This window comes from Bradyrhizobium sp. SZCCHNRI2009, from assembly GCF_032485115.1.
In the GTDB taxonomy this organism is placed as follows: domain Bacteria; phylum Pseudomonadota; class Alphaproteobacteria; order Rhizobiales; family Xanthobacteraceae; genus Bradyrhizobium.
In genome coordinates this window covers 213,155-239,328 of record NZ_JAUEUH010000002.1, presented here as the reverse complement: position 1 = coordinate 239,328, position 26,174 = coordinate 213,155, and the positions used below count along the sequence as shown (strand labels likewise).

The following is a 26,174-nucleotide window of genomic DNA, read 5'->3' as shown; positions in this document are numbered from 1 at the left end:
AGACAATGCAGAAAGCAGCCCGTACCTCGCGGGCAGGATTTGTGTTGTTTGATGAGTAAACCCGCTGAAAAGCCTGAGGTCGTCGAGCTTCCGGCAGATCCGCCGGCGCTTGCACCAGCAAGCCAGCGCCGGGCCGCGCAGCAGCGGGTGCGCGAGGCGCGCGACCGGTTAACGTCGACGTCGGGAACACGTCCGGCCTTCGATCGCGAGCTGCTGCGCCAATACGCACAGACCCGCATCTCCGCCTCCTACATCGTCGTGCTGCTGGTGGTCGCAACCGGCCTGATGCTCAGCGTCTGGCTGCATACGATCGCGGCTGGCGCATGGACGCTCGGCGTGCTCTGCATTCATGCCGCGATCGTGCGCAACTGCTCGAACTTCCTCGCCGACCAGCCGTCGCTGGCGGCTACGCGGCGCTGGCGCACGCGCTTCGTGCTGCTCGACTTGCTCTACGGCGTTTGCTGGATGGCGATCTTGATCCATCCGGCGCTCGCGGCGGTGTCGGGCACGCTGATGATGTTCCTGATGCTGCTGGTGATCGCGGTCTCGAGCATGCTCGCCGCCAACCTGCCCGTCGCCGCCGTCGCCGTCACCGCACCGATGACGGTCGCCATCACCCTCAGCCTCGCGCTGTCGGGCACGTTCGACAACTACCTGCTCGCCGGGTTCGCCGTCGCCGCCGAAGGCTACTTCGTGCTGCTCGCCCATCAGCTGCATGCGACGACGCTGGCCACGCTCGAAGCGCGCGCCGAGAAGGACGCCTTGATCGGCGAACTCGAGCAGGCCAAGGCGATCTCCGACGAGGCACGCTACCGCGCGGAGGCCGCCAACGTCGCCAAGTCGCGCTTCCTTGCGCAGATGAGCCATGAGCTGCGGACGCCGCTGAACGCCATCCTCGGCTTTTCCGAGGTGATGAAGAGCGAGATCTTCGGCGTCCATGCGGTGCCGGTCTACAAGGAATATTCGGCCGACATCCACAATTCGGGCGTCCACCTGCTCAACCTCATCAACGAGATCCTCGATCTCTCGCGCATCGAGGCCGGCCGCTACGAGCTGAACGAGGAAGCCGTGGCGCTGGTGCACGTGATCGCCGACTGCCACCATTTGCTGAAGCTGCGCGCAACGAGCCGCGGCATCACCATTCACGAGGTGTTCGAGCAGAAGATGCCGCGGCTGTGGGCCGACGAGCGCGCGATCCGCCAGGTCGTGCTCAACCTGCTCTCCAACGCCATCAAGTTCACGCCGCAGGGTGGCGACATCTGGCTGAAGGCTGGCTGGACGGCCTCGGGCGGACAATATCTCAGCGTCAAGGACACCGGCTCGGGCATCCCCGAGAACGAGATTCCGATCGTGCTCGCGTCGTTCGGCCAGGGCTCCAACTCGATCAAGTCGGCCGAACAGGGCGCGGGATTAGGCTTGCCCATCGCCAAGAATCTGATCGAGATGCATGGTGGCACGTTCACGCTGAAATCGAAGGTCCGCATCGGCACCGAGGTGATCGTCACCTTCCCGCCGGAGCGGGTGATGTCGGCGCTCGCTCCGCTGTCGGACGAGGCACCGCCATTGCAGCCGGAGCATGCGATCGCCCCCGCTCAGGAGAAGCGCCGGGTGCGCAAGCCGATCATGAATGCCGGAACGGGACTGTGAGATGATTGCACTTGCACGACAGTGTCAGAACCTTTCAAACTCGCGCCATGAGCCAGGATACGCCCTGCATCGCCGTCTGCATGATCGACCCCAAGACAAAGCTCTGCTTCGGCTGCGGACGCACGCTGCCGGAGATCGCCCGCTGGGGCCGCATGTCGACCGACGAGCGGCTCGCGCTGATGGACGGGCTGCCGTCCCGCATGCACGACGCCGGTCTGCCCGCGCTGGCGCGTCGGCGCGACTGAGCGCCTCCGTGCCGACGGGAGGCGCGGCATGAACAAGGTCGTGCTCGTTTTCGTCACCATGGTGCTCACCGCGGGCGCCGTGATCGTCTACAAGGATCCCGAGCAGGCGGCGCTCGCGAGCGACACAGTGTCGGAGGTTCTGCGCAGCCGCGCGCTCAGGGCCAAGGCGAGTCCTCCGACCAGCGCGGTCGAGATCGAGCGCACCAGAGGCGGCGAGTTCGCGTTGCGCGCCAAGATCAACGGCGTCACCGCGCCGATGGTGGTCGACACCGGCGCCACATCGGTGGTTCTGACCTACGAGACCGCCAAGGCCGCAGGCCTGCCGCTCGAACTGCTCGCCTACGACGTCGACGTCGAGACCGCTGGCGGCCACACCAAGGCGGCGCGATTGACTTTGGACCGGCTCGCGATCGGCAAACTGGTGGAACGCTCGGTTCCGGCGCTGGTGGTACCGCACGGCCAGATGAAGACCAACTTGCTCGGCATGAGCTTCCTCGACCGGCTGGAGCGCTGGGAAGTGCGCTCCGACCGGCTGATGCTGCACGGCTTTCCCGATCGCAGCTGAGGGGCTGAGCCTCGTGGCAGCCTGCAATCCGGTTGCGCGACAGGCCGTTGTCGAACTGCCGCCGCTGGCCTGAGCCGCTCAGGCCAGCGCAGCAACCGCAGGGCGCTCCTCGACCATCGCGACCGCCTCGCGCAGCACCTCGATGCCGGCGCCCGGCTTGACGCCGCGCTCGGCGAGATGGCGGCGGAACGCGCGTGCGCCGGGCACCGCGTGATAGGCGCCGACGAGATGCCGCGTGATCGCGTGCAGCCGCGTGCCCTGCCCGAGCTGGCGCGCGATGTACGGCTCGAACGCCGCCAATGCGCCCTTCATGGTTCGATGCGGCGCGACGTCGCCGAACAGGACGGGATCGACATCGAGCAGCCGCCACGGCTCCTGATAGGCCGCTCGCCCGAGCATCACGCCATCGACATGCGCGAGATGACCTTGCGCAGCTTCGATGCTGCCGATGCCACCATTGATGATGACGGGCACGTGCGGCAGCCTCGCCTTCAGCCGGTACACCCTGTCGTAGTCGAGCGGCGGGACGTCACGGTTCTCCTTCGGCGACAAGCCGTCCAGCCACGCCTTGCGCGCGTGCACGATCAGCGCGTCTGCGCCGCTGTCGACGACCGCGTCCGCCAGCATATCGAGTGCGATTTCCGGATCCTGATCGTCGATGCCGATGCGGCACTTCACCGTGACGGGAATGCGAACGGCGTGCTTCATCGCGGCGACGCAGGCGCCGACGAGCGCAGGCTCGGCCATCAAACAGGCCCCGAAGCGGCCGTCCTTCACCCGGTCCGACGGGCAGCCGACATTGAGATTGATCTCATCGTAGCCGAACTCCTCGCCGATCTTGGCTGACGTCGCGAGATCGCCGGGATCGGAGCCGCCGAGCTGCAGCGCCACCGGATGCTCGCTTCGATCGAAGCCGAGCAGCCGCTGGCGGTCGCCATGTATCACGGCACCGGTCGTGACCATCTCGGTATAGAGCAGCGCCCGGCGCGACAGCAGCCGATGGAACACCCGGCAATGCCGGTCGGTCCAATCCATCATCGGCGCCACGGCAAATCTATGTAATTGATATCGCTTCATTTTTCGAGCATATTCAATTCGTTAGGTCGCCTTGTGTGCACTCTATCCTACGCCACAGCGCGATGTTTTTTCCGGCTTTTCGCCGCCTCAGTGCACACGGAGCGCACACACGTGGCAACTTTCACCAGACTGAAATCCGGCTCTTGGAGAGCCCAAGTCCGACGAAAGGGAAAATATGTCAACGGGACGTTTCTCCGCCGAAAGGACGCCGACGAATGGGCCATCGATATCGAGCGGCGGATCGACCGCCAAGAACCGACAACGACGCGCAAATCCCGCGACGTCCGGCTCTTCGGCGATCTCATTACGCTTCATCGTCAAGATCTAGCCGAGGTGGGAAAGAACATTGGTCGCTCCAAGACTGCGAGCCTCATCTCCCTGGACGAAAGACTTGGGCATCTTCGTCTTTCAGAGCTTGATCGAGAGCGGTTCATCAAATTTGGAAAGGAGCGCGCGCTAAAGGGGGCCGGCCCGGTGACGGTCGGGATCGATCTCGGATATATCAAAACGATTCTGTCTCACGCCGCCGCAGTACACGGCATCATTGTGTCAACCGAACCACTCGACCACGCCCGGATAGCTCTTCGACGTCTCGGGCTCGTCGGAAAAGGCGATGAGCGCAACCGCCGTCCCACGCAAGACGAACTCGATCGTATCATCTCAGCGTTCGAATCAAACAATCGGCAACAAATTCCAGTCGGTCGTGTAATCCGATTCGCGATCGCAACGGCTATGCGGCAAGATGAGATTGCGAGAGTCGAATGGCGCGACTTCGACGCCGACAATCGAATGCTCCTCATTCGAAATCGGAAAGATCCCCGAAGGAAGAATGGCAACGATCAGCGAATTCCCCTGCTGGATGTCTCAGGCTATGACGCGTGCAAAATTCTTGAGGAGCAAGGTCGCTTCTCGAACAGTCGAGAGGGCCGGATTTTTCCTTACAACGGACGATCCGTTGGAACGGCATTTCGCCGCCAGTGCCAACAATTGAAGATCGATGACCTACATTTTCACGATCTGCGCCATGAGGGAACGAGTCGTCTTTTCGAGGCAGGGTTTTCCATTGAACAGGTTGCACTTGTCACCGGGCACAAAGATTGGAAAATGCTGCGTCGCTACACGCATCTAAAGCCAGAAACTCTTCATTCCATTCGTTCGGTGCGGGTTGCCTGACAGGAACCGAAAACAAAAAAGAAAGTGATAAGTTCATCTGGAGTGGGGCGAACACGGTAATCAGCTTCGAAGGGTTTCGACAGTTGAACACCTAAAGGCGGGTGCGAACAACGGCAGCTCCAGGCGTGATTGAACTGAAATCGCTTTTCTGGACTGTCCGACTTGAAGCGGGCCCAAAGATCACTCCCTCACCCACGGGTTGGATTTAGTTTCTCTGCTGAAAACTCGCTGCAGGTCGGCGCGCCTGCGATCCAACATTAGGAGCCGCCATCCTGAGGTATCGGGGGTTCGAGTCAGGGGAACGCTACCGCCTTTCCCCACACCAATTAAACATACGATATCTCATCCAATCCTTCGCCTAGGTCGAGCCGGGTGCGTGCCGCCCCAACTCGCGAGCTCCGCATCCTGGTAGCCAGGCTCTGCTGGTTGGTCGCAGTCGCTAGGGAAGTGGGAAGGCCAAAAAAATCACCGGGATGAGAACCGTTTGGGGAGAAACGGCATCATTATTCTGCAAGGCTTTTTGGAGACGACCATGTCTACGACTGCAAGCTTCCCGGGTTCGAACGCGCGATGTGTGATGCGCCTCGCGGAAATACTCGTTTCGCGCGCCGGTTGACGCGATTGAGGCCTTCGCCAAGGCTTGACCCTAGCAACGACGACCAGGACCACATGGTTTCGCCGCACGCAGACCAAGAGGCTTCGCAGGGCGCTGCCCCGCTGTGGCAAAGGCTCCGCAAAGGGGCGCTTACGCAACCTTGCCAACAACCGCACCAATTCCGGCCGCCAGTGCCATCGCAGGCGCCCCGCAGCGACGGCCGGTATCAACACATTGGACGGCGAGACCAGGACAAGCGCAAGCGGCGCTACCGCTCCGACGGAGAAGGTCGCGGCCGATGCCAATGCGGCTCGCACCGGACGAGCGGTGCTGATTTCCGAAATTCCAAGCTCGTCCCGGGCGTGCGCGCTCAAGGCGTCGTTTGCCATCAATTGCTTCGAAACCTCGCGAGCGAGGCCGGCCTCGACGCCACGCGCTACATAAATCTGGGTGAGTTCTTCTCTCTCAAACACCGGGTCGTCTGCCAGTTCGCGCTTCTCGCGCGCGAGGTCGGCATGCTCCGTATCCGACTGCGAACTGACGGAAACATATTCGCCGCTGCGGCTCAATTTGCAGCCTGACCAGCAGCGCGTGACACCCGTAGGACCGTGTCGCGGTGTGAGACCGCTGTTGTGCCTGCAAACCGATCCCCGTTGACATGGCCGCATCTACGAATCGCAGCGCGATTGACCGATTTGTCGGCCGCCAAATCGGTCCGGGTTTCGGTGGTCTGGGTCGACATTTGCATGGACCCGTTCAACTCGGCCATACTTTCCGAGGGCCGCCGGGGAATGAGTCTGGTCAGAAGCTGCCCCGATTGGAGCTTTCGTTGATTGCGCTGAAGGTTCTTCACACGACGACTTACCGTTTCAACGAACCCGTGCGCCTCTTGCCGCACCGCTTGATGCTGCGTCCGCGCGAAAGCCGCGAGCTTCGCTTGATTTCGAGCAACGTCACGGTGACTCCGCATGCGGCCTTGACCTGGGCGCACGATGTGTTTGGCAATGCAATCGCAACGGCCACGTTTCAGATGACCGCCCCCAGCCTGGTGATCGCCAGCGCCGCCGAGCTTCAGCTCGACGCGGTGGCATGGCCGGTGTTCGATATCGCTGTCTCGGCCATGTCTTACCCCTTCCGTTATTCCGATGACGATTGGACCGATCTCGGCGCCCTCGCTCTCCCCCAGTTCTCGGACACGGCGGGGGTCCTGCGAAATTGGGCTCAAATGTTCGTTCGAGGAAGTCGGACTGACACGCTGTCACTGCTAAAGGACCTTAGCGTCGGCGTTTCTGAAGCGATCCGATATCAGAGCCGTGAGGATGAGGGCACCCAAACGCCGGTAGAAACCCTAAATCGTGGCTGGGGGTCGTGCCGGGATTTCGCGGTGTTATTCACCGAGGCAGCGCGCATGCTCGGGTTCGGAGCCAGAATCGTCTCCGGCTACCTCTACAATCCGGAACAACGCAGCGTCGGATCGGGCGGTGCGGGATCAACCCATGCGTGGGCGGAGGTCTTCGTACCGGGAGCTGGCTGGATCACTTTCGACCCAACGAATCGAAGCCTAGGCGGTCTCAATCTGATCCCCGTCGCGGTCGCGCGCGACATCCGACAGACGATTCCGGTGTCCGGCAGCTTCGTCGGCAGCACCGGCGCCTTCGCCGGGATGTCGGTAGAGGTTTTTGTCACGTCTTAGATCGATCTTCGGCGTATTGCTGGTCGGCTACAACCAATTGATCCCCGCCAACGGCAACAGCCGTTGAAGGATGGCCGCCAAGCAGAGCAGCGCTACCAGCAATTTGAGAAGGCCTGCCAAGCGAGATTCGTTCACGAACCTGTCGATTGCCCAGAAGCAAAGCGCTCCGACGACGCAAATGATCAAGATCCCAATGATGAGTGAAAGCATGGAAGCCCCTGTGCTACCGCATCAGCGACGCGCGTGCGCCACGACGATGAAACGAAAGGTCGGCCCCTCGCTCGTGCGCAGGGCATGAATGTCTCCAATGAGACAAGATCAAGTTTGTCCAATCGATGCACGCTGACGTTGCGCTAGATCAATTCATACAGGCCTCCTCGGATCATTATCACTTTTGAGACACCGGATGCGGGTAGCTGCGCTACCCGAAAACGAGCTTGGAGATACTCCTATGAACAAGTCGTCCAAAACCGTACTGGCTGCGCTCGTCATCGTCACCACGCCGCTTCTCGTTACACCTGTGATTGCCGCTCCGGTAACCTCCCCGCTGATGCTACGTAGCGCCGTAGCGCCATCGGTCGAGACCGTGCGATATCGCCATGGCTGGCACGGCGGCGCGGGTGTCGGAATTGGTGCAGGCATCGCTGGCGCGCTGATCGGCGGAGCGATCATTGGGGCAACGCAACCCTACGGATACTACGGCTACGGTCCCGGGCCGGTCTACGTCGCTCCGGCTCCCTATGTGGGCGACGCGGTCAGCTATTGTGCGCAACGCTTCAGGTCTTATGATCCGTATTCCGGCACGTATCTTGGTTACGACGGCTTGCGACATCCGTGCCCGTGAGAGTAACCGGAGTCTCCGCCTGCCTGTTGTGATCAAGCTCGTCATCGATTGATGATCAATCGCTCGAAAAAAATCCGCCATAGCTGGAACCCTCATTGGCGGGCTCCGTACATTCTTGTCCACTCATGAGAATGAGTGGACACCCTTTGACTGCGTGCCCCCTTCAGAGGCTGCTCCGGTCTCGGCAAGTGCTGTTCTTCTGAAACAACGGGCCTTCCTCGTTCGGCGTGATAGAGGTCTGCTACTGATTCTATCGCGGCCGCTACCACCGCGCTCCGGAGTCCGCAATCGGTCCTGGCATTCTGGGCGCCGCGGCTGGAGTCCATACCTACGGACCCAGCCATTACGGGGCCGGGTTACGCGCAGGCTAATCCGGTTGTCCCTATCCCTATCGTCGTCGCGACTACGCACCGAGGGCACGATTAAGCCGAGATATGTAGACACGACAGGAACCACAAAAAATTGAAAAAAATGGAAAGTACGCCGAGGCAAATCGTAAGGAGCAATGGGGCAAGCCGACTGAGGACGATCTGACCGCGATCAATGGCAAACGCGACCAGTTCGAAGGTCGGCTGCAACAGTGATATGGCTTTGCGACGGATCCGGTTCGCAAGGACGTCGGCGGTTGGTTCCCCGCTCTCGAGTCAGTTGTCGTGATCGATCTCCGGGGCGGAACTTGATGTAGCAGCGCGACCTGTCATCGATCCTCTCACTCAATCGGCGCGAGTTCGAGGCCGGCAAGTATCGTAACCAGGTCATCGAACCGAAAGGGCTTCTTCAGCACAAGCCGACCCGGGTTGCCGTCTCCCAAGTTTTGACGGCTGTTGCCGGTCGAATAGACGAAAGGGACCCCGTGCGCGGAGAGCGCTTGCGCCACCGGATGGCTATCGGTGCCGCCCAGATTCATGTCGAGCAGCGCGACGTCGAAGGCCTGCGCTTCAATCAACGTGAGGGCCGTGTCGACAGTCGCGGCGCAGGTCACGGATTTGCAGCCGAGGTCGGCAAGCATGTCTTCAATCATCATGGAAATCAGCATCTCATCCTCGACCACAAGGGCTCGCCGGCCGCAAAGCAACTTATCCACCAGGAGCACCTCTTGGTAACGGAATATCTATCGTGCAGATAAGGCCGTTCGGCCGATAGTCCAGTTGCACCGTGCCTTCCAGCTCGAGAGCGAGGCCATGCTCGAGCACCCGCGAGCCAAATCCCTTGTGTGCCGGCGGCGGGACCGGAGGACCATCTCTCTCGTTCCAGTTCAGCAGGAGCCGCTTTCCGGCCGGTGTCGTCTCAACCGTCCACGAGATCTTGATTGATCCGACCGCGTTGGACAACGCACCGTACTTCACCGCATTGGTCGCAAGTTCGTTGAACGCGATACTGAGGGCCAAAGCTGATTTCGGCGGAAAACGGACGTTCTCCCCCGTGATCACGATGCGATCCGCCCGTCCGCCAGAGACTCCGAATGGTTCCAGCGCGTCGTGAGCGATATCGAGCAGACCGGCACTTTCCCATTTCTCGCGGGTCAGCAGGTCGTGCGACCGGGAGAGCGCAAAAAGCCGGGACTCGATGGACCGCCGAATCTCCTTGGGATCAGTCGTCGTTCGCAATGTCTGCCAGACGATCGATTGCACCGTGGAAAGGGTATTCTTGACGCGATGGTTCAGCTCGTCAATCAGCATCCTGGATCGAACTTCATCCTCCTTGTGCTTGGTGAGATCGATGAGGGATACGAAATACTGAACGACATTGCGGTCGGCATCACGAACCGGGCTGACGAAGAGCGCGGCCCAGAATTCGCTGCCATCCTTGCGGCGGCAGAGAGTTTCTACGCCACCACTGGAGGAGCCGGCGAACTCGTCCTTGGTTCGCGTCAGCGCCTCGGCATCCGAACCCCTAGCCATTAGGAAATTGAAGTCTTTGCCGAGCACTTCGTCCCGGCCATACCCGGTCAGAGCGAGAAAGCTGTCGTTGGCAAAAATGATCGGATTGTCGGGCTTCGCTGCATCCGTAAACAGCATGGCCATTCGGGTCGTTTCAGCGGCAACGACAAACGGACCGAGGTCCTTCCGAAAGCCTTCGACCGCGGCTTCGGCGCCCTTCTGCCGATCGGATTTTTGCGCAATTTCCGACATGTCCCCGGTCGATCGATGTGCCTTGCAGGCAATGCCGTGATGACGGTCCGCAGGCGTCTTCCTGAACCAAGTATTCTCATGATAGCATAATGAACATGCCGCCGTGGCAAATCATTGCGGCGGTCAAAATCCAGCTCTCCCGGGTCTGCTAGCCAATCCGGTGAACCGGCGGACGAAACAGGAATGGCCGGGCGTATGAAGGCGGATGTTGCATCACCTGCTGCTCCTCAAGCCAATCCCCCGCAGGAGGAGACAATTTCGAAGCTGCCGCAGGCTGCACATCCTTTGATACCGATCATGCCGGACGCGGTTGCCAGACCCCCTCTCGCGGACGCACGCGTCAAGGCTACGCCAATTCACGGTTTCAATCTTGCCCGGGACCTGGGCCTCTTTGCGCGCGTGCTTCGGCAGGCCGAAGGCGGGCGGCGGGTGATGGCGATCTTCGCTACCTCGACTGTCGTCACCATTGCCAACATGTTTGGCCAGGTCCAACTGAATGATTGGAACGGCCTGTTCTTCGATGCCGTCGGCCGCAAGGACCTGTCGGGCTTTGTCCAGGATCTCCGGACGTTCGTTGTCATCGTCGCCGTATTGTTGGCGCTCACAGTCGCAAACACCTTTCTCCAGGAACGCCTGAAGTTTCGACTGCGCGAATGGATCACCTGTCATCTCCTGGCCGAGTGGCTCAAGCCATTGCGCGTCTATCAGCTCAGCTTTGCCGGTGAGTTCGGTCACAATCCGGACCAGCGCATCCAGGAGGACACGCGCCTCTTGGGCGACTACACCGCCGACCTCGGCTGCGGAATCGTCTATTCCTTGCTTCAGCTCACAGCTTTCGTCGGCATGCTCTGGACTCTATCGGCGCAAGTCACGTTCCAGCTCGCGGGCTACGACATCGCTATTCCCGGTTACATGGTCTGGTGTGCGCTCGCTTATGCCCTGACCGGATCCTGTCTGACCTGGATCGTGGGGCGACCGCTAATCGCGCTGAACGGCGAGCGATATGCGCGTGAGGCGGAATTCCGCTTCGCACTCGTTCGGGTCAACGAATCCGGCGAGAGCATCGCACTGCATGGTGGAGAGGCGGACGAACGACGGCATCTCGAGGCCGCGCTCGCGGCCGTCGTGGACACGATGCGACGGATATCCTCATCGCTTGCTCACCTGACCTGGATCACATCGGGCATTGGCTGGCTGTCGCTGGTCGTTCCGATATTGGTGGCCGCACCCGCCTATTTCGGCGGCAACCTGACGCTGGGCGGCCTGATCATGGTGGCGGGCGCGTTCACCCAGGTCCAATTGGCGCTGCGATGGTTCGTCGATAATTTTTCACGGCTCGCCGACTGGCGTGCAGCGGTCCACCGGGTCGCCCGCTTTCGCGAGGCCCTCGACAATCTCCCGGCGATCGACGAGGGCGCGGAGGAAATCAAACGCGCGCTGCACCCTGACGGACATCTTGCTTTCCAGGGCGTGCGCATCCTCTTGCCGGACGGGCATATCGTCATCGATGACGCCACCGTCAGCATCGTTCCGGGCGAGCGCGTCCTGATTGTCGGCGACACTGGACGAGGAAAATCGACACTGTTTCGCGCCGTAGCGGGCCTCTGGCCATGGGGTTCAGGGATCATCCTCACGCCTGCCCCCGGCGCCATGGCGTTCCTGCCGCAGCGCCCGTATCTGCCGCTGGGTACGTTGCGAAACGCCCTGAGCTATCCGAGCCCGCCCGACGCCTTCCTCGATGCGGACGTGCGTCACGCCCTGGAGCGCTGCGATCTCGGCGATCTCATTCCCAGGCTCGACAAGACCGAGCGCTGGGACAAGGAGCTTTCGCTTGGCGAACAGGAGCGCCTCGCTTTTGCGCGCCTTCTCCTGCACAAGCCGGGATGGGTCTTTCTCGACGAAGCGACGGCCGCGCTCGACGAGGACAGCCAACGCCGCGTCATGGCTCTGTTCGATGATGAGCTGAAGCAGACCACGGTGCTGAGCATTGGTCACCGTCCCGATCTTGCCGTCTACCACACCCGAACGCTTCAGCTCGTTCATGGACGTGACGGTGACCGCCTCAAACTGAAGCCGCCTCCTGTGCCACCTCCGCCTCGGCGCTGGCTGCAGCGGCTCGACGACTGGCTGCTGACTATCAGACCATGACGCGGTTGCCGTTTCGAGCGCCCACATCCTTGACTTGCGTCAACAAAACCTGGCCATCTTCGCTGCAAGATAAGTTCCTCATTGGGAACTTGCTTGGGATCGCCCTGGGCTGAACGTGTTCCAGAACCTCACGGCCAAAACGAAACGGGAGACAGTGCGATGTCAATTTGGACCATCATTCTGATCATTCTAGTGATCGCGCTACTGGGCGGCTTTAGCGGGATCGGCGGCGGTCCGTTTTATGGGACCGGCTACTACGGCGGTGGTGGCCTTGGCTTGGTGATCGTCATTCTGCTGGTCTTGCTCCTGCTTGGCAAACTTTGACCAGGCGCAAGGCGGCGAGCAACCGATGAGCCGGGTTGAAAGGCGGCTCATTCCATGGGTCCCCGGCTTTGAGATTTCCTCTCGCGCGTCCGCACGCGCGGACGAGTTCGTTGATTTAGCCCCTTGCTGTCGGCCCTGGCGTCAAGGAAGAGGAGACCCAACCTGAAGCTGACGCTACCCGCCGGCGCAATAGCGTTTGTCCCCACCTCGGTCCTGCTGCAGCGGCTGCACGACGAGGCGCCAAAGGATCACTTTAACTTGGGCTGGCTATTGAGCCGCATACACAAGCGCTCCTTCGGCCTCATCATGCTGTTGCTCGCTGTCGTCGCTATTGCACCCGGTGTCTCGATCGTCGCGGGCCTGCTGCTCATGATCCCCGCATTCCGATGATCCTGGGCCAGGACATGCCCGTGTTCCCACGCCGAATCGCCATCCGTCCATTGCCGACGCAGCACCTTGCCGCTCTGGTGCTGCGGGCTGTGCCCACGCTCAGGTTTCTTGAGAAACTCATTCATCCGCGCTGGCCGACCCCGCTCGATGCGACCAAGCGCCTCGTCGGCGCCGTCCTCGTTCTGCTGAATATCACCCTGCTGTTCACACCGGTCCCCCTGAGCAACGTCGTCCCCGCCCTCGTGATCGCGCTGATCTCGCTGGCCTATCTCGAGGAGGACGGGCTGCTGCTTTCGATAGCGCTGCTGGCCAGCGTCGTCGTGCCGCCGGTCGAGTTGACGGCGGTCTGGGAGACCGTCCTCGGCGCGAAATGGATCCTCTGGCATTAGCCCGGCCAGGCGCAAGCGCCAGACACGCGGGCAAGGGATCAGAAGATATGCGGTCGCGCTTTTCTTGCGTTTCGGAACGTCACGGCTAAACATGCGCCGCGCAGCGCGCCAGAGTTCGTTGTTGTGATTAGGTCAACTCCGTTGACGCGTTCTCCTTTATCGTCATACCGGCCTTTCCGCCTCGAAACTAGCCCGCGGCTTTGCGCCACATCAAGGCCGCCATGACCGCGAGGAGCAGGCTCTCTTTGCTCTTACTTCAACCTGCGGAGAAACCAGATGAGCCTTCCGAGATTGTGGACTACCAGCCAGGAGCCTGCATTCGACCCATTCAGGGCCATGCGGCGCGAAATGGAGAACGCGCTTCGCGTTTTCGATCAGGGTTTGCCTTCTCCCAGCATTGGTGCCGGGGCGCCAGCAATCAGTGTGGCGGAAACCAAGGATGCCTTCGAAGTGACCGCCGAACTTCCCGGCGTGGACGACAAAGATATCAAGGTCAGCCTGGACCGCAACCAGCTGGTTATCGCCGGCGAGAAGAAGGCGGAGAGCACGAAAGACGAAAAGGACTGGCACGTCGAGGAGCGCAGCTACGGCTCATTCTATCGATCGATGTCTCTCCCATTCGAGCCGGAAGAGGGAGCCGTCGAAGCTCACTTCGACAAAGGCGTGCTGCATCTCGCCATCAAGAAGCCGGCCAAGGCGGTGAAGGCCACCAAGACGATCGATATCAAGACAGGTGCTCCGCCGAGCGCAAGCCCCGCACCTAACAAGGCCGCCGCACCTGGCAAGGCCGCCTAGTCCTGCGCGGCAGAAAGCCGGAGACCAGACCGAGGTAAGCCGGTCGCGGTCTCCGGATTTGGTCATTCGCCTTCTCCGATGCGGCGATCGAATGAGACTTCGTAGCCTGATTGGCTTCTTGGTCTCACAGCGAGCCCCGTTACGCTTCTGCGATACAATGAGAGCTCCGATGAAGAAGAAGCCAGTTCGCTCAATTGAAGAGTATGAGCAGAAGGTGCCACGTGCCGACCGGCCTCCGTCGGAAGGATTCGTGGTCATTGTCGACGGGCACTTCAAGTCGGCGTTTGAGACGGCCGAAGCGGCCGAAGCATCAGGTCGTAAACTGAAGTCGACGTATCCGATGCTCAAAATCGAAATCTATGACGCCGCTACAAGGGTCCGAACCTTGTTGACCAACGACACATAGCTATCGCATCGTCCTCGTCTGGAGCGGACCATGGCCTTCCTAAAAGGGAACTGTATCGCCAGGTGAAAGGCCCCGATATCACACGCGAGGATCGCTGTTTCCTTGTCTTCGATACAGACACCAAGAACTTGTATGTCGAGCGAGAGGTGGCGCGTTTGGAGACTGGCATTGGGGGCACGATCGAATACCAAACGGCGACAATGGATATTTCGGACTACCTGACGCAGGGCGGCCAAACAGCTGGTCACCGCGAACTTTGGCGTTTGCTGAGAGCGATCTTCAACGATGACCGTGACCGTGCCGGCCCCTCGCGTGAATTCTAACTTCGCCGCACCCTTTCACCGCCATCATCTGATGAACTGCGCACCCCAAGCCGACTGAATCGGCGCCGCGCGCACGATGACCTGCGGCGACGTCATGTTGGGCTTTGCTTCTCTTTTACAATCTGCGCCAACAGTCTGCGCACTCGCTCGTCGTGAAATGTCATTCCGAAAAGGGGCCAGAACGACCTGGCCGGGCGGAAGTTCCTCGTCACCCTTTGCCTGCCGAATGAACATTTCCATCTCGCCATTTTCACGAACAACGATAGCCGCGTCGTTGGCACGGAGTTCAATGCGAGTTGGCCGTTTCAGCCCGAACATTCTCAACTCCTGTTTTCGCTTTCCGGCAGATGACGGAGAACCAAGCCTGATTGAGGGAGATAATCGTCTTGATTGATTCCGATCACGCCTCGCCTAATCGCAAAGTTGACTTTTCAATTTCAGCCGAAGTCCCGCTTGGGTCCGTTGATTTGCATCAAAATGACCTGGTGACCGCCTCGTAAGCTGCCATGCCTTGGGATCAAGAGCGACGCACACAGATTAGGATTCCCGGACAATGTCTCGCAATGTTCTTTACCTCGTCATCGGTGGGCTCGCCGTCGTCGCGGTGATACTGGGCTATCAAGTCTACCGGGAGCGACAGAAAACCACTGGCGTCGAGATCAACATCGGCGAGCGGGGTGTTTCGATCGAGAAGAAATAGCACGGGCCGTTCTCCGGCGATGCTGGCGACAGCCGGCGCTGGAGCTTGAGGGCCGCGCGCACCACTTGGACTACCAGAAGGCCTAATATTCACCCCAATGTTCAAAGGCCCCACCAAAGGAGCCGGCCAATGTCGATCGGACTTATCCTTGTCATCATCCTCATCATCTTCCTGCTTGGTGGCTTCAGCGGCCGCTTTGGCGGCTACGGCTACGGCTTCGGCCACGGCGGAATGGGTGTCATCGGCATCATCCTGGTCATCCTGGTCGTATTGCTGCTCCTGGGTCGACTCTGATCCTGTCGGTGTCGGCTGCGTAGACCGGCCGCACTCCCAGAACATCCTGTCGTCGGCGTAACGGGTCCCAGCCAGCCCCGACCAAACGCATGGTCGCGACTTTCCGTTTCATGTGTTGTTTGAGCTTTTCAGAGCAGCCGCACGGCGCAGCACGGGCCAGCTTGGACGGCTCCGCTTAACTAATAGAATGGCGGGATGCGCACCATCGAAGACAACTCGTTTTTGCTGCTGACGATTGCGGTATCGCTGGCGTTCGCGTGGATCTTGCTGCCGTTTTATGGAGCGGTTCTCTGGGGAACCGTCGCAGCCGTGTTATTTGCGCCATTACATCGGCGGCTGCTGAAATCGATGGGCCAGCGGCGCTCCCTTGCCGCCCTGTCTACCGTCATGATCATCATAGCGATCGTGATCCTGCCGATGACGCTGATCGCGGCGGCGTTGACGCAGGAAGCGTTGGGCTTCTATGGGAAAGTCCAGTCGGGAGAGTTGGATCTCGGCCGATTCTTTAAGCAGGTCCATGACATCTTGCCAGCGTGGACGATCAATCTGCTGGACCGCTTCGGCCTGGCGAGTCTCAGTGCGGTACAACAAAAGCTTTCCGCCGCCCTCATGGCCGGCAGCCAATACATCGCCGCTCAGGCACTCAACATTGGTCAAAGCACATTCGACTTCATCGCGAACCTATTCGTCATGCTTTATCTGTTGTTCTTCCTGCTCCGCGACGAGGACACGCTCTCCAGCCGGATCAGAGATGCTATTCCGCTACGCGCCGAACAGCAGAGCGCCTTCGTGCTCAAATTCGCAATCGTCATCCGCGCCACGGTCAGGGGCGACATGCTTGTGGCCCTGTTGCAGGGGGCGCTCGGCGGCCTGATATTCTGGTTCCTCGGGATCAACGCCCCACTACTCTGGGCCGTTGTGATGGCTGTCTTTTCATTGTTGCCGGCGATAGGCGCCGGCCTCATCTGGATCCCGGTCGCCGTCTATCTTCTTGTGACCGGTGCTACGTGGCAGGGTATTGTCTTGATCGCCTTCGGCGCGCTCATCATCGGACTCGTGGATAATTTCTTGCGCCCTATCCTGGTGGGCAACGACACCAAGATGCCCGACTATGTCGTTCTCATCTCCACGCTGGGCGGAATCGCTACCTTCGGTCTCAACGGATTCGTCATAGGTACGGTGATTGCGGCCATGTTCATCGCGGCTTGGGATATATTCTCGGCATCGAGGCAACTCGCCGAGAACGACGGCACCGTTCGTTAGTGGTCGGCGGCCCATCACGCGAGTGCCCAGCGAGCGCGATGAACGAGCTCGTTCCGGTCAAACTCCCAGCCCGCAGACCTTGATCCCAATCAACCATTCCGCCCGGCGGAAGCCTATGATGACAACAGTTATCATCCGACGCCTGGAGCCAAGGCGAAATGAGCACGCATCTCGGCAGTGGTGCCATGGCCGAAAACGGGGACGCTCTGCCCTATGTGCCGCTGCCGTCGACCGGGCGCCCGGTCAGGGAGCCACTCGCACAGCCGCGATTTGCGACGAGGTACCGAATTGCCGTGGCGATCGCGGTGCTGCTTTCCGCTGCATCTCTGGGCATCTGGTGGTCACTCAGCGGCGACGCGTCGGTCCGATATGAGACGGCGCCTGTTGCGATCGGGGACGTCGCGCGCGACGTAAATGCCACGGGGTCGGTCAATCCGGAATTGACGATCATTGTCGGGACCTATGTATCCGGCGTGATCCAGGAATTGAGTTGCGATTACAACACGCAGGTCAAACGCGGGCAAAGCTGCGCCAAGATCGATCCCCGCCCCTATCAGAGCATCGTCGATCAGGCGAAAGCCAGTCTCGCCATCGCGAAAGCGCAGCTGGAAAAGGACAAGGCATCGCTCACCTATGCCAAGGCCAACCTGGAACGCCTCGCCACGCTCGTCAAGACAAGCGCCGTGTCGGAGGACGCCTACGACAATGCGAAAAACGTGTACGATCAGGCTCTGGCGCAAATAGCGTTTGACGGGGCCACCATCCAGCAGCGCGAAGCCGTGCTCGCCGCGGCACAGGTCAATCTCGACTATACCAACATCATCTCGCCGGTCGATGGCACTGTCGTTTCGCGCGCCGTCACCATGGGACAAACTGTGGCGGCGAGTTTCCAGACTCCCACCTTGTTTCTGATCGCGACCGACCTCACCAGGATGCAGGTGGACGCCAATGTCAGCGAGAGCGACATCGGCGGCATCAAGAATGGCGACAAGGCGACGTTCACGGTCGACGCATATCCGAAACGGCTGTTCGAGGGAAGAGTGACCCAGGTCCGCCAGTCCCCGCAAACCGTGCAGAACGTCATCACTTACGATGTCGTCGTCAGCGTCAACAACCCTGATCTGGCGCTCAAGCCGGGCCTGACGGCGGCGACAAGGATCATCATCGATCGGCGCAGCGGCGTGCTCCGAGTTCCGAACCGGGCGTTGCGTTACGTCCCGACCGGGACCGCCCTTGGCGACACGAAGCAAGCGCGCGTTTGGGTGCTGCGGGACGGATCGCCGGTGCCGGTTCAGGTTTCGGTCGGGCTCGACGACGACGAGTTTACGGAGATCGTGCAAGGCGACCTGAAGATCGACGACCGGGTGATCGTCGCGGAGCAACGGAACTCAGCGAAAGCACGTTCCAGCGTGCCGCGGCCCCGCCTCTGATCGCATCAGCCACAACGATTGAAGGCACATGGCGGAGCCGGTTATCAGGATTGAGCGAGTATCGCGGACATATCATGTCGGCGACATCGACGTTCGCGCGCTTTCGGACGTCAGCCTGATCGTCGAACATGGCGAGTTCATCGCCATCATGGGCGCGTCCGGATCTGGCAAGTCGACGCTGATGTCGATCCTCGGTTGCCTCGATCGGCCTACCGCCGGTCATTACTGGTTCGACGGCATCGACGTCGCGCAGCTTGCGGAACCGGATCTTGCCGGCCTTCGCAGCGAGCGGCTTGGGTTCGTATTCCAGAGCTTCAATCTGTTGCCGCGTACCAGCGCCATGGACAATGTCGCCCTGCCGCTTCTGTATGCGATGTCCGGCCAGAGCCATGCGAGCGCGCGCTTCGAGCGGGCCCGGGCGGTTCTGGACAAGCTCGGGCTGCGGGACCGGGAGCGCAACACGCCGGGCCAGTTGTCGGGCGGGCAGCAGCAGCGGGTGGCAATCGCGCGGGCCCTGATCAATCAGCCGAGCCTGCTGTTGGCAGATGAGCCGACCGGCAATCTCGATACCCGTAACTCCAACGAGATCATGCAGACACTCAGCTCGCTCAATCGCGAGCAAGGCGTCACCATCATCGTGGTGACCCACGAGCCGGATGTCGCGGCCTTTGCGGATCGCGTGCTGACCATGCGCGACGGCCAGATCATCACGGATGTGAAGAAGACAAAGCCCGCCAAGGGGCCGCGGCCGGCGAGCGGGACGACGGACAAATTGGTCCAACCCAGGGAACGGTCGCCCTACATCGCAATGTCGGTCGCATCATGGCCCTTTGCCTGGATGGTGATGACGGCGGCCGCGGAGGCGATCTGGCGCAACAAGATGCGTTCAGCGCTCACAATGCTCGGAGTCTTCATCGGCGTCGCCGCATTGATTGTCATGGTGTCCGTCGGCCAGGGAGCGAACGAGGCGGTCCGAAAGGAGATCGCAAGGCTCGGGACCAACCTCGTGGTTATCCTGCCGGGCGCGGCCACAAGCGGGGGCGCTCGCGGGGGCTCCGGAAGCGCTTCGACGCTGACCGTGGCCGACGTCCGGGCGATCCGGCTGGAGGCACCCGCCGCCGGGGCGGTGAGCTACCTCATCCGCCAGCCGGGGCTGATCCGCTTTGCGAACCAGAACTGGACCACGGGCATTCAGGGCGTAAGCGCCAATTATCCTCCGATGACGAACTGGCAGATCGCCGCGGGGCGGGCGATCACTCCGGAGGACGAGCGAAGCTCGGCGCTGGTCGCGGTCCTTGGCGAGACCGTGCGCCGGCAACTCTTCGGCACCTCTCAGAATCCCATCGGGGCGACGGTGCAGGCCAAGGGTGTATCGTTGCGGGTGGTCGGAATTCTCGAAACCAAGGGACAGACATCTTTTGGACAGGACCAGGACGATCTGATCATGGTTCCGTTCACCACCGCCGAGCGCAAGATTATCGGCGTTGCCGCCCCAAGCCAGCAGCAAACGGCGATCAACTGGATTTATCCGGCGCCGCCGAATCCGTATGGGCTTCAACCGCGCATGACCGGGTATGTGAATCAGATTTACGTGCAGGCGGTGGATCAGGCCGGCATCCAGGCGGCGATCGATCAGGCTACTGAAATCCTGGCGCGGCGTCACCGCATCCGCCCTGGCACCATCAACGATTTTTCCGTGCGCAACCTCAGTCAGATTGCGCAGACCGCGGAGGGAAGCAGCCGCATCATGGCGCTCCTTTTGGCCGCGGTGGCGTCCATCTCGCTTGTGGTCGGCGGCATCGGCATCATGAACATCCTGCTCGTCTCGGTGACGGAGCGAACGCGGGAGATCGGACTACGGATGGCGATTGGCGCGCGGAGATTGCACGTCCTGCTACAATTTCTTGCCGAGGCGATCTTCATCAGCGTCAGCGGCGGCATCGTGGGGATTGCCATCGGCGCGGCGTTGTCCGTCGCCATCTCCATCCTCACAGGCTGGCCGGCGCCGATCTCCCTGGCCGCGATTGCCGGCGGGTTCATGTTCTCGGCAGCCGTTGGCATATTCTTCGGCTACTACCCTGCGCGAAAGGCGGCGCGGCTCGATCCTATCGAAGCGCTGCGCTACGAGTAACCGATCCGTCGACGGCCCGCCGTTGACCCTACCTTGAAAGCAGGAGGGCCCGCTTGAGCTGGTTCTTGCAAAGGGCGGCTACGAGAACTCCGGGCGCAAACCAGCCCGCAGCTTACCCAAGCTCACACTGACGCAGGGCGCGGTGCTTGCCGGCCGGGTCGCTGAAACAGTTTGTTCTTGGCGCTTCATCGTCATCCAAAGCATCTTCTTGGCATTTAGATCACGCTGAACCTGATAGCATTCATCAAACATTGGGACCCTTATCCCTTCATTTTTCTGAACCTGGTTCTTTCGTTCCAGGCGGTCTACGCAGCTTCCATCAATATGATGAGCCAGAACCTCCAGCCTGAGATCGACCGCCGGCATGCAGAACACGACTACCGGATAAATGTGAAAGCTGAACTCGAAATCGAATTTCTGCACAACAAGGTTGATGCCTTACGTGAGCAGGAACTCTTGCAGCTACTCAGCATCATTCAACGCTTGTCTGCGCGCCTTGAGCCCGAGCTTGCGGCGGCTGTCGAGGCCGAGACTGTGCCGGACAAGACGTAGGTGGCGATCGCGCAAACATCGTGACCATAGACTTGTCTGCTCGCCTCACTCGCTTCGGCGCAGACCGATGGAAGCCCGCAGCGCATGCTCTGCTCATTAGGTCTACGACGCTGACGCGCGCCATTGATTGCGGGTTCCATCACGAACACACTCCAGTAACCCAGCCAACTTGCGCTACATCAACGCGGTCGCGAGGACGCGGGGCACTATTTCAATACTTCTTCAACCTTTGGGAGAGAGCAAATGAGTCTTCCGAGATTGTGGACCACCAGCCCGGAACCTGCATTCGACCCATTCAGGGCCTTGCGACGTGAGGTGGAAGACACCCTTCGCGCCTTCAATCAGGGTTCGTTATCTCTCTGCATTGGGGCGGGCGCGCCGGCAATCAACGTGGCTGAAACCAAGGATGCCTTCGAAATAACCGCCGAACTCCCCGGCGTGGACGAGAAAGATATCAAGGTCAGCCTAGACGGCAATCGGCTGGTCATCTCCGGCGAGAAAAAGGCGGAGAGCACGAAAGAGGAAAAGGACTGGCATGTCGAAGAGCGCAGCTACGGGTCCTTCTACCGATCGATGTCTCTGCCCTTCGAGCCGGATGATGGAACCGTCGAAGCTCATTTCGACAAGGGCGTGCTTCATCTCGCTATCAGAAAGCCCGCCAAGGCCGTGAAGACTGCCAAGACAATCGATATCAAGAGAGGCTCTCCACCGAGCGCGAGCCTATCGGATAAGACTACCGCGGCCGGCAAGGCCGCCTAGTCCTGTACAGTCTTCGCGACAAACCGGAGAGCCGGACCAGGGGAGCTGGTTGCGGCCTCCGGGTTTTGTCATTCCCGTTCTTCCGACGCGGTGATGAGATCCCGCGGCTGATTGCGCTGTCGGCTCTGAAAGAGCCGCCTGCTGCACTTCCGCGATACGATGAGGGTGAAAAGCCAGTTCACTTGATTGACGAGCCCGAGCGAAAGGCGCCACGTGCGGACAGGCCGCCGATGGAAGGATCTGTGATCATTGTCGACGGGCACTTCAACTCTGAATTCGACACAGCTGAAGCTGCCGAAACATCGGGTCGTAAACTCAAATCCACCTGCCCGATGCTCAAGATCGAGATTTGTGACGCCCTTACGGGAACCGAACATTATTGGGCTAAGACACTCAACTATCCCACCGTCCTCATCGGGAGCAGCAAATGGCCTTCCTAAGAAGACAACTTTATCGTCGCGTAACCGACCCCGAAACCACGCAGGAGGATCGTTGTAGCCTTGTGTTCGATACAGACACCAAACGCTTGTATGTCGAGCGAGAGGCGGCGCATTCGGACACGGGCTCAGGGAGTACTGTCGAATACCAAACAGCGACCATGGATATTGCGGACTATCTAATGCAAGGCGGTCAAACCGCCGGCCACCGCGAGCTGTGGCGCTTGCTGAGAGCGCTCTTCAATGAAGCCAGCGATAGCGCCGCGTCTTCTTCTGAGATATGACGTCGCGCACTTCCGTTTCAGACTGCTCAGCTCGCCAAGAGCCTGATCTCGCCGTCTTCAATAGCCCCGGCCGCGAGAGCGTCGCGCGCCATCTTTCCGATGGTCGGCCAGTTCGCCATAGGGTACTTATGCGCCTGCAATTTGGTCGGAAAAGCGGTTTGCAAAACGCAAGTCTGGCGCGCGTTCCCATTCGCGATCTGAAAGAAAACTTCTTGGGATCCCTCGCCGGTCTCCTGTTGGGTGGGTTCGGGCAGCTTGCGCATTCTGATCCTTTCCCTTGCGGATTTTCGAAAGACTCTGCTCGGTTGAACGGACTATTGCGGCGACCGCGTTCGACTAATCGACGCAAGCCGGCGCCCGATCCGCAATGCCGTTGCGTTTAACCAGGGGCTCCGGTCGCCGGCCCGAACTGGGCGTATTGCGGACCGCATCGGTTAGCATCTCACGAAGCTCAGCCTTCGTCTTGTGCGGTTGCCGCGCGCTCGATTTTTGCCATTTTGCCATCCATCTTATATGGGGGCGCTCACGGCGAATGCCACTTTTTTGCTCACCCTCGAGATGCACGACGTCCTACGAAGATGTAGATCGATTAGGCGCGACTGCACCGGTCCGTCTGTTCGCCAGCGCGATGCTCTTGAGCGAACCGACCAACAGTTGTTTGCTCTATTTCATGAACATGATACCCGGCAATGATCGCGAATATATGCAATCAATACAGAACAACGCACATCGCAATCACTGCAGGCTGCGGGTAGACGATGCGCTCGTGTTCCTGACCTGGATCAACGTCGGCAAACGCTCTTCCGGCCGCATTGACCGACGGTCGCACTACAGAATGGATCAAGCGCCAATGGGGCCGCGTTTATAGAAGGGTATCAATAGAAACCCCGCGGCCGGAAACCGGTCGCGGGGTTGCGAAACCAGAGGCTCTGCCATTACATCCGTGGTCAAAGCAGGATAGCATCGGTTGCGAGCTTAGGCAGCGCGCAGGTTTTCTGCGGCAGACTTGCCGGTCCGGCGGTCAGCAACGACGTCGAAAGAAACCTTTTGTCCCTCATCAAGGGTGCTCATGCCGGCACGTTCGACCGCGCTGATATGAACGAAGACATCCTGGCTTCCTTGGTCTGGCTGAATGAAGCCGAAGCCTTTTTGGCCGTTAAACCACTTCACCGTTCCCGTATTCATGGGTGATCGTCCTTTAAGATAGATGTTTAGTGCCGCGCACTGGCGCAGCATGCGAACTCGAGATCTGGAGGGAGGGTCGTCAGTCAGGCGCGCTTTAAGCGGCGAGGCCAAGTCGTTCGGCCGAAACTCGATAGACTGCATATGGTGATTGCTCGTTGGTCTCGCAAGTGGATATGGCGAGCGACGGCTACGCGATCCAACTGCCTATCGACGTCCCGCAGCAATGCATTCAGGTCGTCGGCCCTGTGTATCTGCCGGATTGTTCTCAACAAGAGGAGGCAGTAGTCTTAGTCGTCACGGTCGTCCGTCGATCGGCGGGTTCGGATAGCGTTCAATTCGGACTTGATCAATGCGTCGTATTTGACGCATTTGGGACCGACGGCGATTGCATTCAACTCCTGATATCGACCAACCAAGTCTGCTCGATTAACTTTATCACATTGTCAGGCATAGGAATATAGTCGAGGTCCTCGGCGGTCTTGGAGCTCTTCGCGAATGCCCATCTAAAGAACTTGATGGCCTCCGCAGAAGCCATTTTGTCAAACGGTTCCTTGCGCATTAGGATGAAGATGGATGCGGTAATGGGCCACGACTTCTCGCCAGGCTGGTCCGTGAGGACGAGGTAGTAGCCTTGGGCCCTGGTCCAGTCGGCATTTGAGGCGGCAGCTTGGACGGATTCCATGTTCGGCTGCGCGACAGCGCCAGCCCAATTGACCATTCCGGTGTAGGTCATCCCATTCTGCTTGGCATAGGCGTACTCCACATAGCCGATCGAATTCCTGGTTTGGCCTACGTTCCCGGAGACACCCTCGTTATCCTTGGCGCCGACGCCGATCGGCCACTCAACGGCGGCCCCCTCGCCCACCTTGGACTTCCAGTCCGCGCTGACCTTGGACAGGTAGTTGGTGAAATTGAAGGTCGTGCCCGAACCATCCGAACGATGCACCACCGTGATGGCTTTGTTCGGCGACTTCAGATTGGGATTGAGCTTTTTGATCGCCGGGTCATTCCACTTCGTGATTTTGCCGATATAGATGCCGGCCAGCGTTTCGCCGTTGAACACCAGCTCACTAGGCTTTACAGACTCGAGATTGACCACGGGAACGATTGCCCCCATCACCATCGGCTACTGCGTCAGCCCATCCTTCTCAAGCTGCGCCGCCTTTAGTGGCATGTCGGTGGCGCCAAATGTGACGGTCTTGGCCTGGATCTGCTTGATACCACCGCCGGACCCGATCGACTGGTAGTTAAGATTGTTTCCGGTCTCCTTGTGATAGGCGTCGGCCCATTTGGAATACAGCGGAAACGGAAACGTTGCGCCTGCATCGGTGACATCGGCCGCGAGCGCTGACGTTGCTGCGGCAACGAAGCCGGCACGAAATTCATCGCTGCGCTCCATCTCTGACGACCGCGGACTTGACCCGCTTCGAGGCATCGAGATCAGATCGGCAATCTGAAGATGCAATATGGATCTGGGTCAATCGGCTCTGTGTGTGTCACCGTCACGAGCTCGCCGCCACCGTTTGAGTTGGGCGTTCAAGGATGCTGCCGGCGCTGCAATCGCCTTCGACTGAATTGAACGTGCCGACGGGGGCGCTAAGCCCGGCCTAGTCATCGGCTATCGGTATTGCTGAGCCGCCACATCGAGTGTCTACCGACGTGCCTGAGCTTACGCATGGTTATTTGGGGTCGGCGTACCCCTACGGGAACTCAATCAACTACCTGCCAAAAAGACGCGGTGCCCGCCGGATGAGGACACCTGGAGCATATTTTATGATTGCCGTTCGTTCGACCGGCTCTGCGGAGTTGCTCGCAATCGGCCTCGTCGTAACTCAACCAGCACCCGCCTTGTCTATCCCCTCCATCCCGCGACCGGTTTTCTTAGCTCTGCAGCTCGACCGGCGAAACAGCGTCCCTCCAAGTCCAGTGTCGGCGTCCCACGATCCAATGCTGGCTGCAATCCCAAGTCTTCGTGCTTTCGCAATTTCACTGTGCCGAAATGCCGACCGCGCCGATGATCTGGTGCAGGAGACCCTGCTGCGCGCGCCAGCGATGGAAGAATGGCGTCCGTTGATGAGGCGGGCGTGTGACACTATGTGTGTTTTGACTTGTCGTTCTGGCCTCTCTGGCTCGCCGGCACGTCTTTGGCTTCTTCCTCGGCTAAGAGCTTTCGAATGATGGCCCGCTTGTCCTCGTTCTTTTCTTCTTCGAGGAGCTTTCGGTAAAGGCGGATATTCTCATTGTGAATGAAACGCTCCATCGCGCAAACCCTCGGCTGGGTAGTTGGATTGTACCGCCGGAAGCCAAAGACTGCAATTGTCAGGAATTTCTGGCAGAAGGTGCTCTCCATTTAGGCTGGGACTAACCGAACGAGATAGCGCTGCCCGGCGTCT

Annotated in this window: 26 protein-coding genes and 4 pseudogenes; 21 read left to right on the top strand and 9 right to left on the bottom strand. The window is 60.0% G+C overall.

Features of this window, described 5'->3' with window-relative positions; translation table 11 throughout:
* Positions 1 to 51: 51 nt before the first annotated feature.
* From QX041_RS08685 to QX041_RS08675, 3 genes are read left to right on the top strand one after another with little or no spacing between them, the layout of a single operon-like run.
* Positions 52 to 1,647: a HAMP domain-containing sensor histidine kinase gene (locus QX041_RS08685; protein WP_315717627.1), complete on the top strand. Its 1,596-nt coding sequence runs from the start codon at positions 52 to 54 to the stop codon at positions 1,645 to 1,647.
* 47 nt (positions 1,648 to 1,694) lie between these two features.
* Entirely contained in the window at positions 1,695 to 1,892 is a 198-nt protein-coding gene (locus QX041_RS08680; protein ID WP_315717626.1) for a DUF1289 domain-containing protein, read from the top strand.
* A 28-nt stretch (positions 1,893 to 1,920) separates the two neighbouring features.
* On the top strand, positions 1,921 to 2,457 hold the full coding sequence (locus tag QX041_RS08675; protein WP_316164993.1) for a TIGR02281 family clan AA aspartic protease: 537 nt from the start codon (positions 1,921 to 1,923) through the stop codon (positions 2,455 to 2,457).
* Between the two features lie 78 nt (positions 2,458 to 2,535).
* Here QX041_RS08675 and dusA read toward each other — a convergent pair whose 3' ends face one another.
* Entirely contained in the window at positions 2,536 to 3,534 is a 999-nt protein-coding gene (gene dusA / locus QX041_RS08670; protein WP_316164991.1) for a tRNA dihydrouridine(20/20a) synthase DusA, read from the bottom strand.
* Between the two features lie 111 nt (positions 3,535 to 3,645).
* Here dusA and QX041_RS08665 point away from each other — a divergent pair, with 111 nt between their 5' ends.
* A complete protein-coding gene (locus tag QX041_RS08665; RefSeq protein WP_316164989.1) occupies positions 3,646 to 4,707 on the top strand; it encodes a site-specific integrase in 1,062 nt (353 codons plus the stop codon).
* A 795-nt stretch (positions 4,708 to 5,502) separates the two neighbouring features.
* Here the strand turns inward: QX041_RS08665 and QX041_RS34365 are convergent.
* Positions 5,503 to 5,862, bottom strand: a pseudogene (locus QX041_RS34365) (VIT1/CCC1 transporter family protein); the annotation flags it as partial.
* A 269-nt stretch (positions 5,863 to 6,131) separates the two neighbouring features.
* On the opposite strand from QX041_RS34365, the gene QX041_RS08655 reads away from it, so the two are divergent.
* Positions 6,132 to 6,995 carry a transglutaminase family protein gene (locus QX041_RS08655; protein WP_316164985.1) on the top strand — a complete coding sequence of 288 codons (864 nt, stop codon included), beginning with the start codon at positions 6,132 to 6,134 and terminating at the stop codon, positions 6,993 to 6,995.
* A gap of 451 nt (positions 6,996 to 7,446) precedes the next feature.
* Positions 7,447 to 7,839 (top strand): BA14K family protein, encoded by a 393-nt coding sequence (locus QX041_RS08650; RefSeq protein ID WP_316164983.1) that lies wholly within the window; start codon positions 7,447 to 7,449, stop codon positions 7,837 to 7,839.
* Between the two features lie 709 nt (positions 7,840 to 8,548).
* Here QX041_RS08650 and QX041_RS08640 read toward each other — a convergent pair.
* A complete protein-coding gene (locus tag QX041_RS08640) occupies positions 8,549 to 8,923 on the bottom strand; it encodes a response regulator (RefSeq protein WP_316164981.1) in 375 nt (124 codons plus the stop codon).
* Positions 8,916 to 9,971 carry an HWE histidine kinase domain-containing protein gene (locus QX041_RS08635; protein ID WP_316164979.1) on the bottom strand — a complete coding sequence of 352 codons (1,056 nt, stop codon included), beginning with the start codon at positions 9,969 to 9,971 and terminating at the stop codon, positions 8,916 to 8,918. Before QX041_RS08635 ends, QX041_RS08640 begins: the two co-directional genes overlap by 8 nt.
* Positions 9,972 to 10,154: 183 nt before the next feature.
* On the opposite strand from QX041_RS08635, the gene QX041_RS08630 reads away from it, so the two are divergent.
* The 6 genes and pseudogenes from QX041_RS08630 to QX041_RS08605 all read left to right on the top strand — a co-directional run bounded on the left by QX041_RS08630 (position 10,155) and on the right by QX041_RS08605 (position 14,746).
* Positions 10,155 to 12,119 (top strand): ABC transporter ATP-binding protein/permease, encoded by a 1,965-nt coding sequence (locus QX041_RS08630; protein ID WP_316164977.1) that lies wholly within the window; start codon positions 10,155 to 10,157, stop codon positions 12,117 to 12,119.
* 159 nt (positions 12,120 to 12,278) lie between these two features.
* On the top strand, positions 12,279 to 12,443 hold the full coding sequence (locus tag QX041_RS08625) for a DUF3309 family protein (RefSeq protein WP_316164975.1): 165 nt from the start codon (positions 12,279 to 12,281) through the stop codon (positions 12,441 to 12,443).
* A gap of 123 nt (positions 12,444 to 12,566) precedes the next feature.
* Positions 12,567 to 13,222, top strand: a pseudogene (locus QX041_RS08620) (exopolysaccharide biosynthesis protein).
* A 276-nt stretch (positions 13,223 to 13,498) separates the two neighbouring features.
* Positions 13,499 to 14,017: an Hsp20/alpha crystallin family protein gene (locus QX041_RS08615; RefSeq protein ID WP_316164973.1), complete on the top strand. Its 519-nt coding sequence runs from the start codon at positions 13,499 to 13,501 to the stop codon at positions 14,015 to 14,017.
* Between the two features lie 169 nt (positions 14,018 to 14,186).
* A complete protein-coding gene (locus QX041_RS08610; protein ID WP_316164971.1) occupies positions 14,187 to 14,423 on the top strand; it encodes a hypothetical protein in 237 nt (78 codons plus the stop codon).
* 62 nt (positions 14,424 to 14,485) lie between these two features.
* The gene (locus tag QX041_RS08605; protein ID WP_316164969.1) at positions 14,486 to 14,746 is read left to right on the top strand and encodes a hypothetical protein; all 261 of its coding nucleotides are present in this window, start codon (positions 14,486 to 14,488) and stop codon (positions 14,744 to 14,746) included.
* Between the two features lie 24 nt (positions 14,747 to 14,770).
* Here the strand turns inward: QX041_RS08605 and QX041_RS08600 are convergent, their stop codons facing one another.
* Positions 14,771 to 15,064 carry a hypothetical protein gene (locus tag QX041_RS08600; RefSeq protein WP_316164968.1) on the bottom strand — a complete coding sequence of 98 codons (294 nt, stop codon included), beginning with the start codon at positions 15,062 to 15,064 and terminating at the stop codon, positions 14,771 to 14,773.
* A gap of 235 nt (positions 15,065 to 15,299) precedes the next feature.
* Here QX041_RS08600 and QX041_RS08595 point away from each other — a divergent pair, with 235 nt between their 5' ends.
* The 8 genes from QX041_RS08595 to QX041_RS08560 all read left to right on the top strand — a co-directional run bounded on the left by QX041_RS08595 (position 15,300) and on the right by QX041_RS08560 (position 22,596).
* Positions 15,300 to 15,446: a hypothetical protein gene (locus QX041_RS08595; protein WP_316164966.1), complete on the top strand. Its 147-nt coding sequence runs from the start codon at positions 15,300 to 15,302 to the stop codon at positions 15,444 to 15,446.
* Positions 15,447 to 15,575: 129 nt separating this feature from the next.
* Positions 15,576 to 15,740, top strand: a complete 165-nt coding sequence (locus tag QX041_RS08590; RefSeq protein ID WP_080660040.1) for a DUF3309 family protein — start codon at positions 15,576 to 15,578, stop codon at positions 15,738 to 15,740.
* Between the two features lie 195 nt (positions 15,741 to 15,935).
* Positions 15,936 to 17,003 carry an AI-2E family transporter gene (locus QX041_RS08585; RefSeq protein ID WP_316164964.1) on the top strand — a complete coding sequence of 356 codons (1,068 nt, stop codon included), beginning with the start codon at positions 15,936 to 15,938 and terminating at the stop codon, positions 17,001 to 17,003.
* 158 nt (positions 17,004 to 17,161) lie between these two features.
* Complete coding sequence (locus tag QX041_RS08580; RefSeq protein ID WP_316164963.1) at positions 17,162 to 18,433, top strand: efflux RND transporter periplasmic adaptor subunit; 1,272 nt, start codon at positions 17,162 to 17,164, stop codon at positions 18,431 to 18,433.
* Between the two features lie 28 nt (positions 18,434 to 18,461).
* Complete coding sequence (locus tag QX041_RS08575; RefSeq protein WP_316164962.1) at positions 18,462 to 20,564, top strand: ABC transporter permease; 2,103 nt, start codon at positions 18,462 to 18,464, stop codon at positions 20,562 to 20,564.
* Between the two features lie 219 nt (positions 20,565 to 20,783).
* Complete coding sequence (locus tag QX041_RS08570) at positions 20,784 to 21,116, top strand: DUF1003 domain-containing protein (protein ID WP_316165436.1); 333 nt, start codon at positions 20,784 to 20,786, stop codon at positions 21,114 to 21,116.
* 243 nt (positions 21,117 to 21,359) lie between these two features.
* Entirely contained in the window at positions 21,360 to 21,875 is a 516-nt protein-coding gene (locus QX041_RS08565; protein ID WP_316164961.1) for an Hsp20/alpha crystallin family protein, read from the top strand.
* A 427-nt stretch (positions 21,876 to 22,302) separates the two neighbouring features.
* Positions 22,303 to 22,596 (top strand): hypothetical protein, encoded by a 294-nt coding sequence (locus QX041_RS08560; RefSeq protein WP_315758975.1) that lies wholly within the window; start codon positions 22,303 to 22,305, stop codon positions 22,594 to 22,596.
* A 26-nt stretch (positions 22,597 to 22,622) separates the two neighbouring features.
* Here QX041_RS08560 and QX041_RS08555 read toward each other — a convergent pair whose 3' ends face one another.
* The 3 genes and pseudogenes from QX041_RS08555 to pstS form a co-directional block, all read right to left on the bottom strand.
* The gene (locus QX041_RS08555) at positions 22,623 to 22,859 is read right to left on the bottom strand and encodes a hypothetical protein (RefSeq protein WP_315758976.1); all 237 of its coding nucleotides are present in this window, start codon (positions 22,857 to 22,859) and stop codon (positions 22,623 to 22,625) included.
* A gap of 712 nt (positions 22,860 to 23,571) precedes the next feature.
* Positions 23,572 to 23,781, bottom strand: a complete 210-nt coding sequence (locus QX041_RS08550; RefSeq protein WP_271568181.1) for a cold-shock protein — start codon at positions 23,779 to 23,781, stop codon at positions 23,572 to 23,574.
* A gap of 391 nt (positions 23,782 to 24,172) precedes the next feature.
* Positions 24,173 to 25,180, bottom strand: a pseudogene (gene pstS / locus QX041_RS08545) (phosphate ABC transporter substrate-binding protein PstS).
* A 548-nt stretch (positions 25,181 to 25,728) separates the two neighbouring features.
* On the opposite strand from pstS, the pseudogene QX041_RS08540 reads away from it, so the two are divergent.
* Positions 25,729 to 25,833 (top strand): annotated as a pseudogene (locus QX041_RS08540) (sigma factor); the annotation flags it as partial.
* Between the two features lie 40 nt (positions 25,834 to 25,873).
* Here the strand turns inward: QX041_RS08540 and QX041_RS08535 are convergent.
* Positions 25,874 to 26,131 carry a hypothetical protein gene (locus QX041_RS08535; protein ID WP_316164959.1) on the bottom strand — a complete coding sequence of 86 codons (258 nt, stop codon included), beginning with the start codon at positions 26,129 to 26,131 and terminating at the stop codon, positions 25,874 to 25,876.
* Between the last annotated feature and the right edge of the window lie 43 nt (positions 26,132 to 26,174).

Excerpts from the sequence above, each read along its gene's own strand:
- QX041_RS08685 (WP_315717627.1), top strand. The coding sequence starts at position 52 with ATGAGTAAACCCGCTGAAAAGCCTGAGGTCGTCGAGCTTCCGGCAGAT.
- QX041_RS08680 (WP_315717626.1), top strand. The coding sequence starts at position 1,695 with ATGAGCCAGGATACGCCCTGCATCGCCGTCTGCATGATCGACCCCAAG.
- QX041_RS08675 (WP_316164993.1), top strand. The coding sequence starts at position 1,921 with ATGAACAAGGTCGTGCTCGTTTTCGTCACCATGGTGCTCACCGCGGGC.
- dusA (WP_316164991.1), bottom strand. The coding sequence starts at position 3,534 with ATGAAGCGATATCAATTACATAGATTTGCCGTGGCGCCGATGATGGAT.
- QX041_RS08650 (WP_316164983.1), top strand. The coding sequence starts at position 7,447 with ATGAACAAGTCGTCCAAAACCGTACTGGCTGCGCTCGTCATCGTCACC.
- QX041_RS08635 (WP_316164979.1), bottom strand. The coding sequence starts at position 9,971 with ATGTCGGAAATTGCGCAAAAATCCGATCGGCAGAAGGGCGCCGAAGCC.
- QX041_RS08630 (WP_316164977.1), top strand. The coding sequence starts at position 10,155 with ATGGCCGGGCGTATGAAGGCGGATGTTGCATCACCTGCTGCTCCTCAA.
- QX041_RS08625 (WP_316164975.1), top strand. The coding sequence starts at position 12,279 with ATGTCAATTTGGACCATCATTCTGATCATTCTAGTGATCGCGCTACTG.
- QX041_RS08615 (WP_316164973.1), top strand. The coding sequence starts at position 13,499 with ATGAGCCTTCCGAGATTGTGGACTACCAGCCAGGAGCCTGCATTCGAC.
- QX041_RS08610 (WP_316164971.1), top strand. The coding sequence starts at position 14,187 with ATGAAGAAGAAGCCAGTTCGCTCAATTGAAGAGTATGAGCAGAAGGTG.
- QX041_RS08600 (WP_316164968.1), bottom strand. The coding sequence starts at position 15,064 with ATGTTCGGGCTGAAACGGCCAACTCGCATTGAACTCCGTGCCAACGAC.
- QX041_RS08595 (WP_316164966.1), top strand. The coding sequence starts at position 15,300 with ATGTCTCGCAATGTTCTTTACCTCGTCATCGGTGGGCTCGCCGTCGTC.
- QX041_RS08590 (WP_080660040.1), top strand. The coding sequence starts at position 15,576 with ATGTCGATCGGACTTATCCTTGTCATCATCCTCATCATCTTCCTGCTT.
- QX041_RS08585 (WP_316164964.1), top strand. The coding sequence starts at position 15,936 with ATGCGCACCATCGAAGACAACTCGTTTTTGCTGCTGACGATTGCGGTA.
- QX041_RS08580 (WP_316164963.1), top strand. The coding sequence starts at position 17,162 with ATGAGCACGCATCTCGGCAGTGGTGCCATGGCCGAAAACGGGGACGCT.
- QX041_RS08575 (WP_316164962.1), top strand. The coding sequence starts at position 18,462 with ATGGCGGAGCCGGTTATCAGGATTGAGCGAGTATCGCGGACATATCAT.
- QX041_RS08565 (WP_316164961.1), top strand. The coding sequence starts at position 21,360 with ATGAGTCTTCCGAGATTGTGGACCACCAGCCCGGAACCTGCATTCGAC.
- QX041_RS08560 (WP_315758975.1), top strand. The coding sequence starts at position 22,303 with ATGGCCTTCCTAAGAAGACAACTTTATCGTCGCGTAACCGACCCCGAA.
- QX041_RS08555 (WP_315758976.1), bottom strand. The coding sequence starts at position 22,859 with ATGCGCAAGCTGCCCGAACCCACCCAACAGGAGACCGGCGAGGGATCC.
- QX041_RS08550 (WP_271568181.1), bottom strand. The coding sequence starts at position 23,781 with ATGAATACGGGAACGGTGAAGTGGTTTAACGGCCAAAAAGGCTTCGGC.
- QX041_RS08535 (WP_316164959.1), bottom strand. The coding sequence starts at position 26,131 with ATGGAGAGCACCTTCTGCCAGAAATTCCTGACAATTGCAGTCTTTGGC.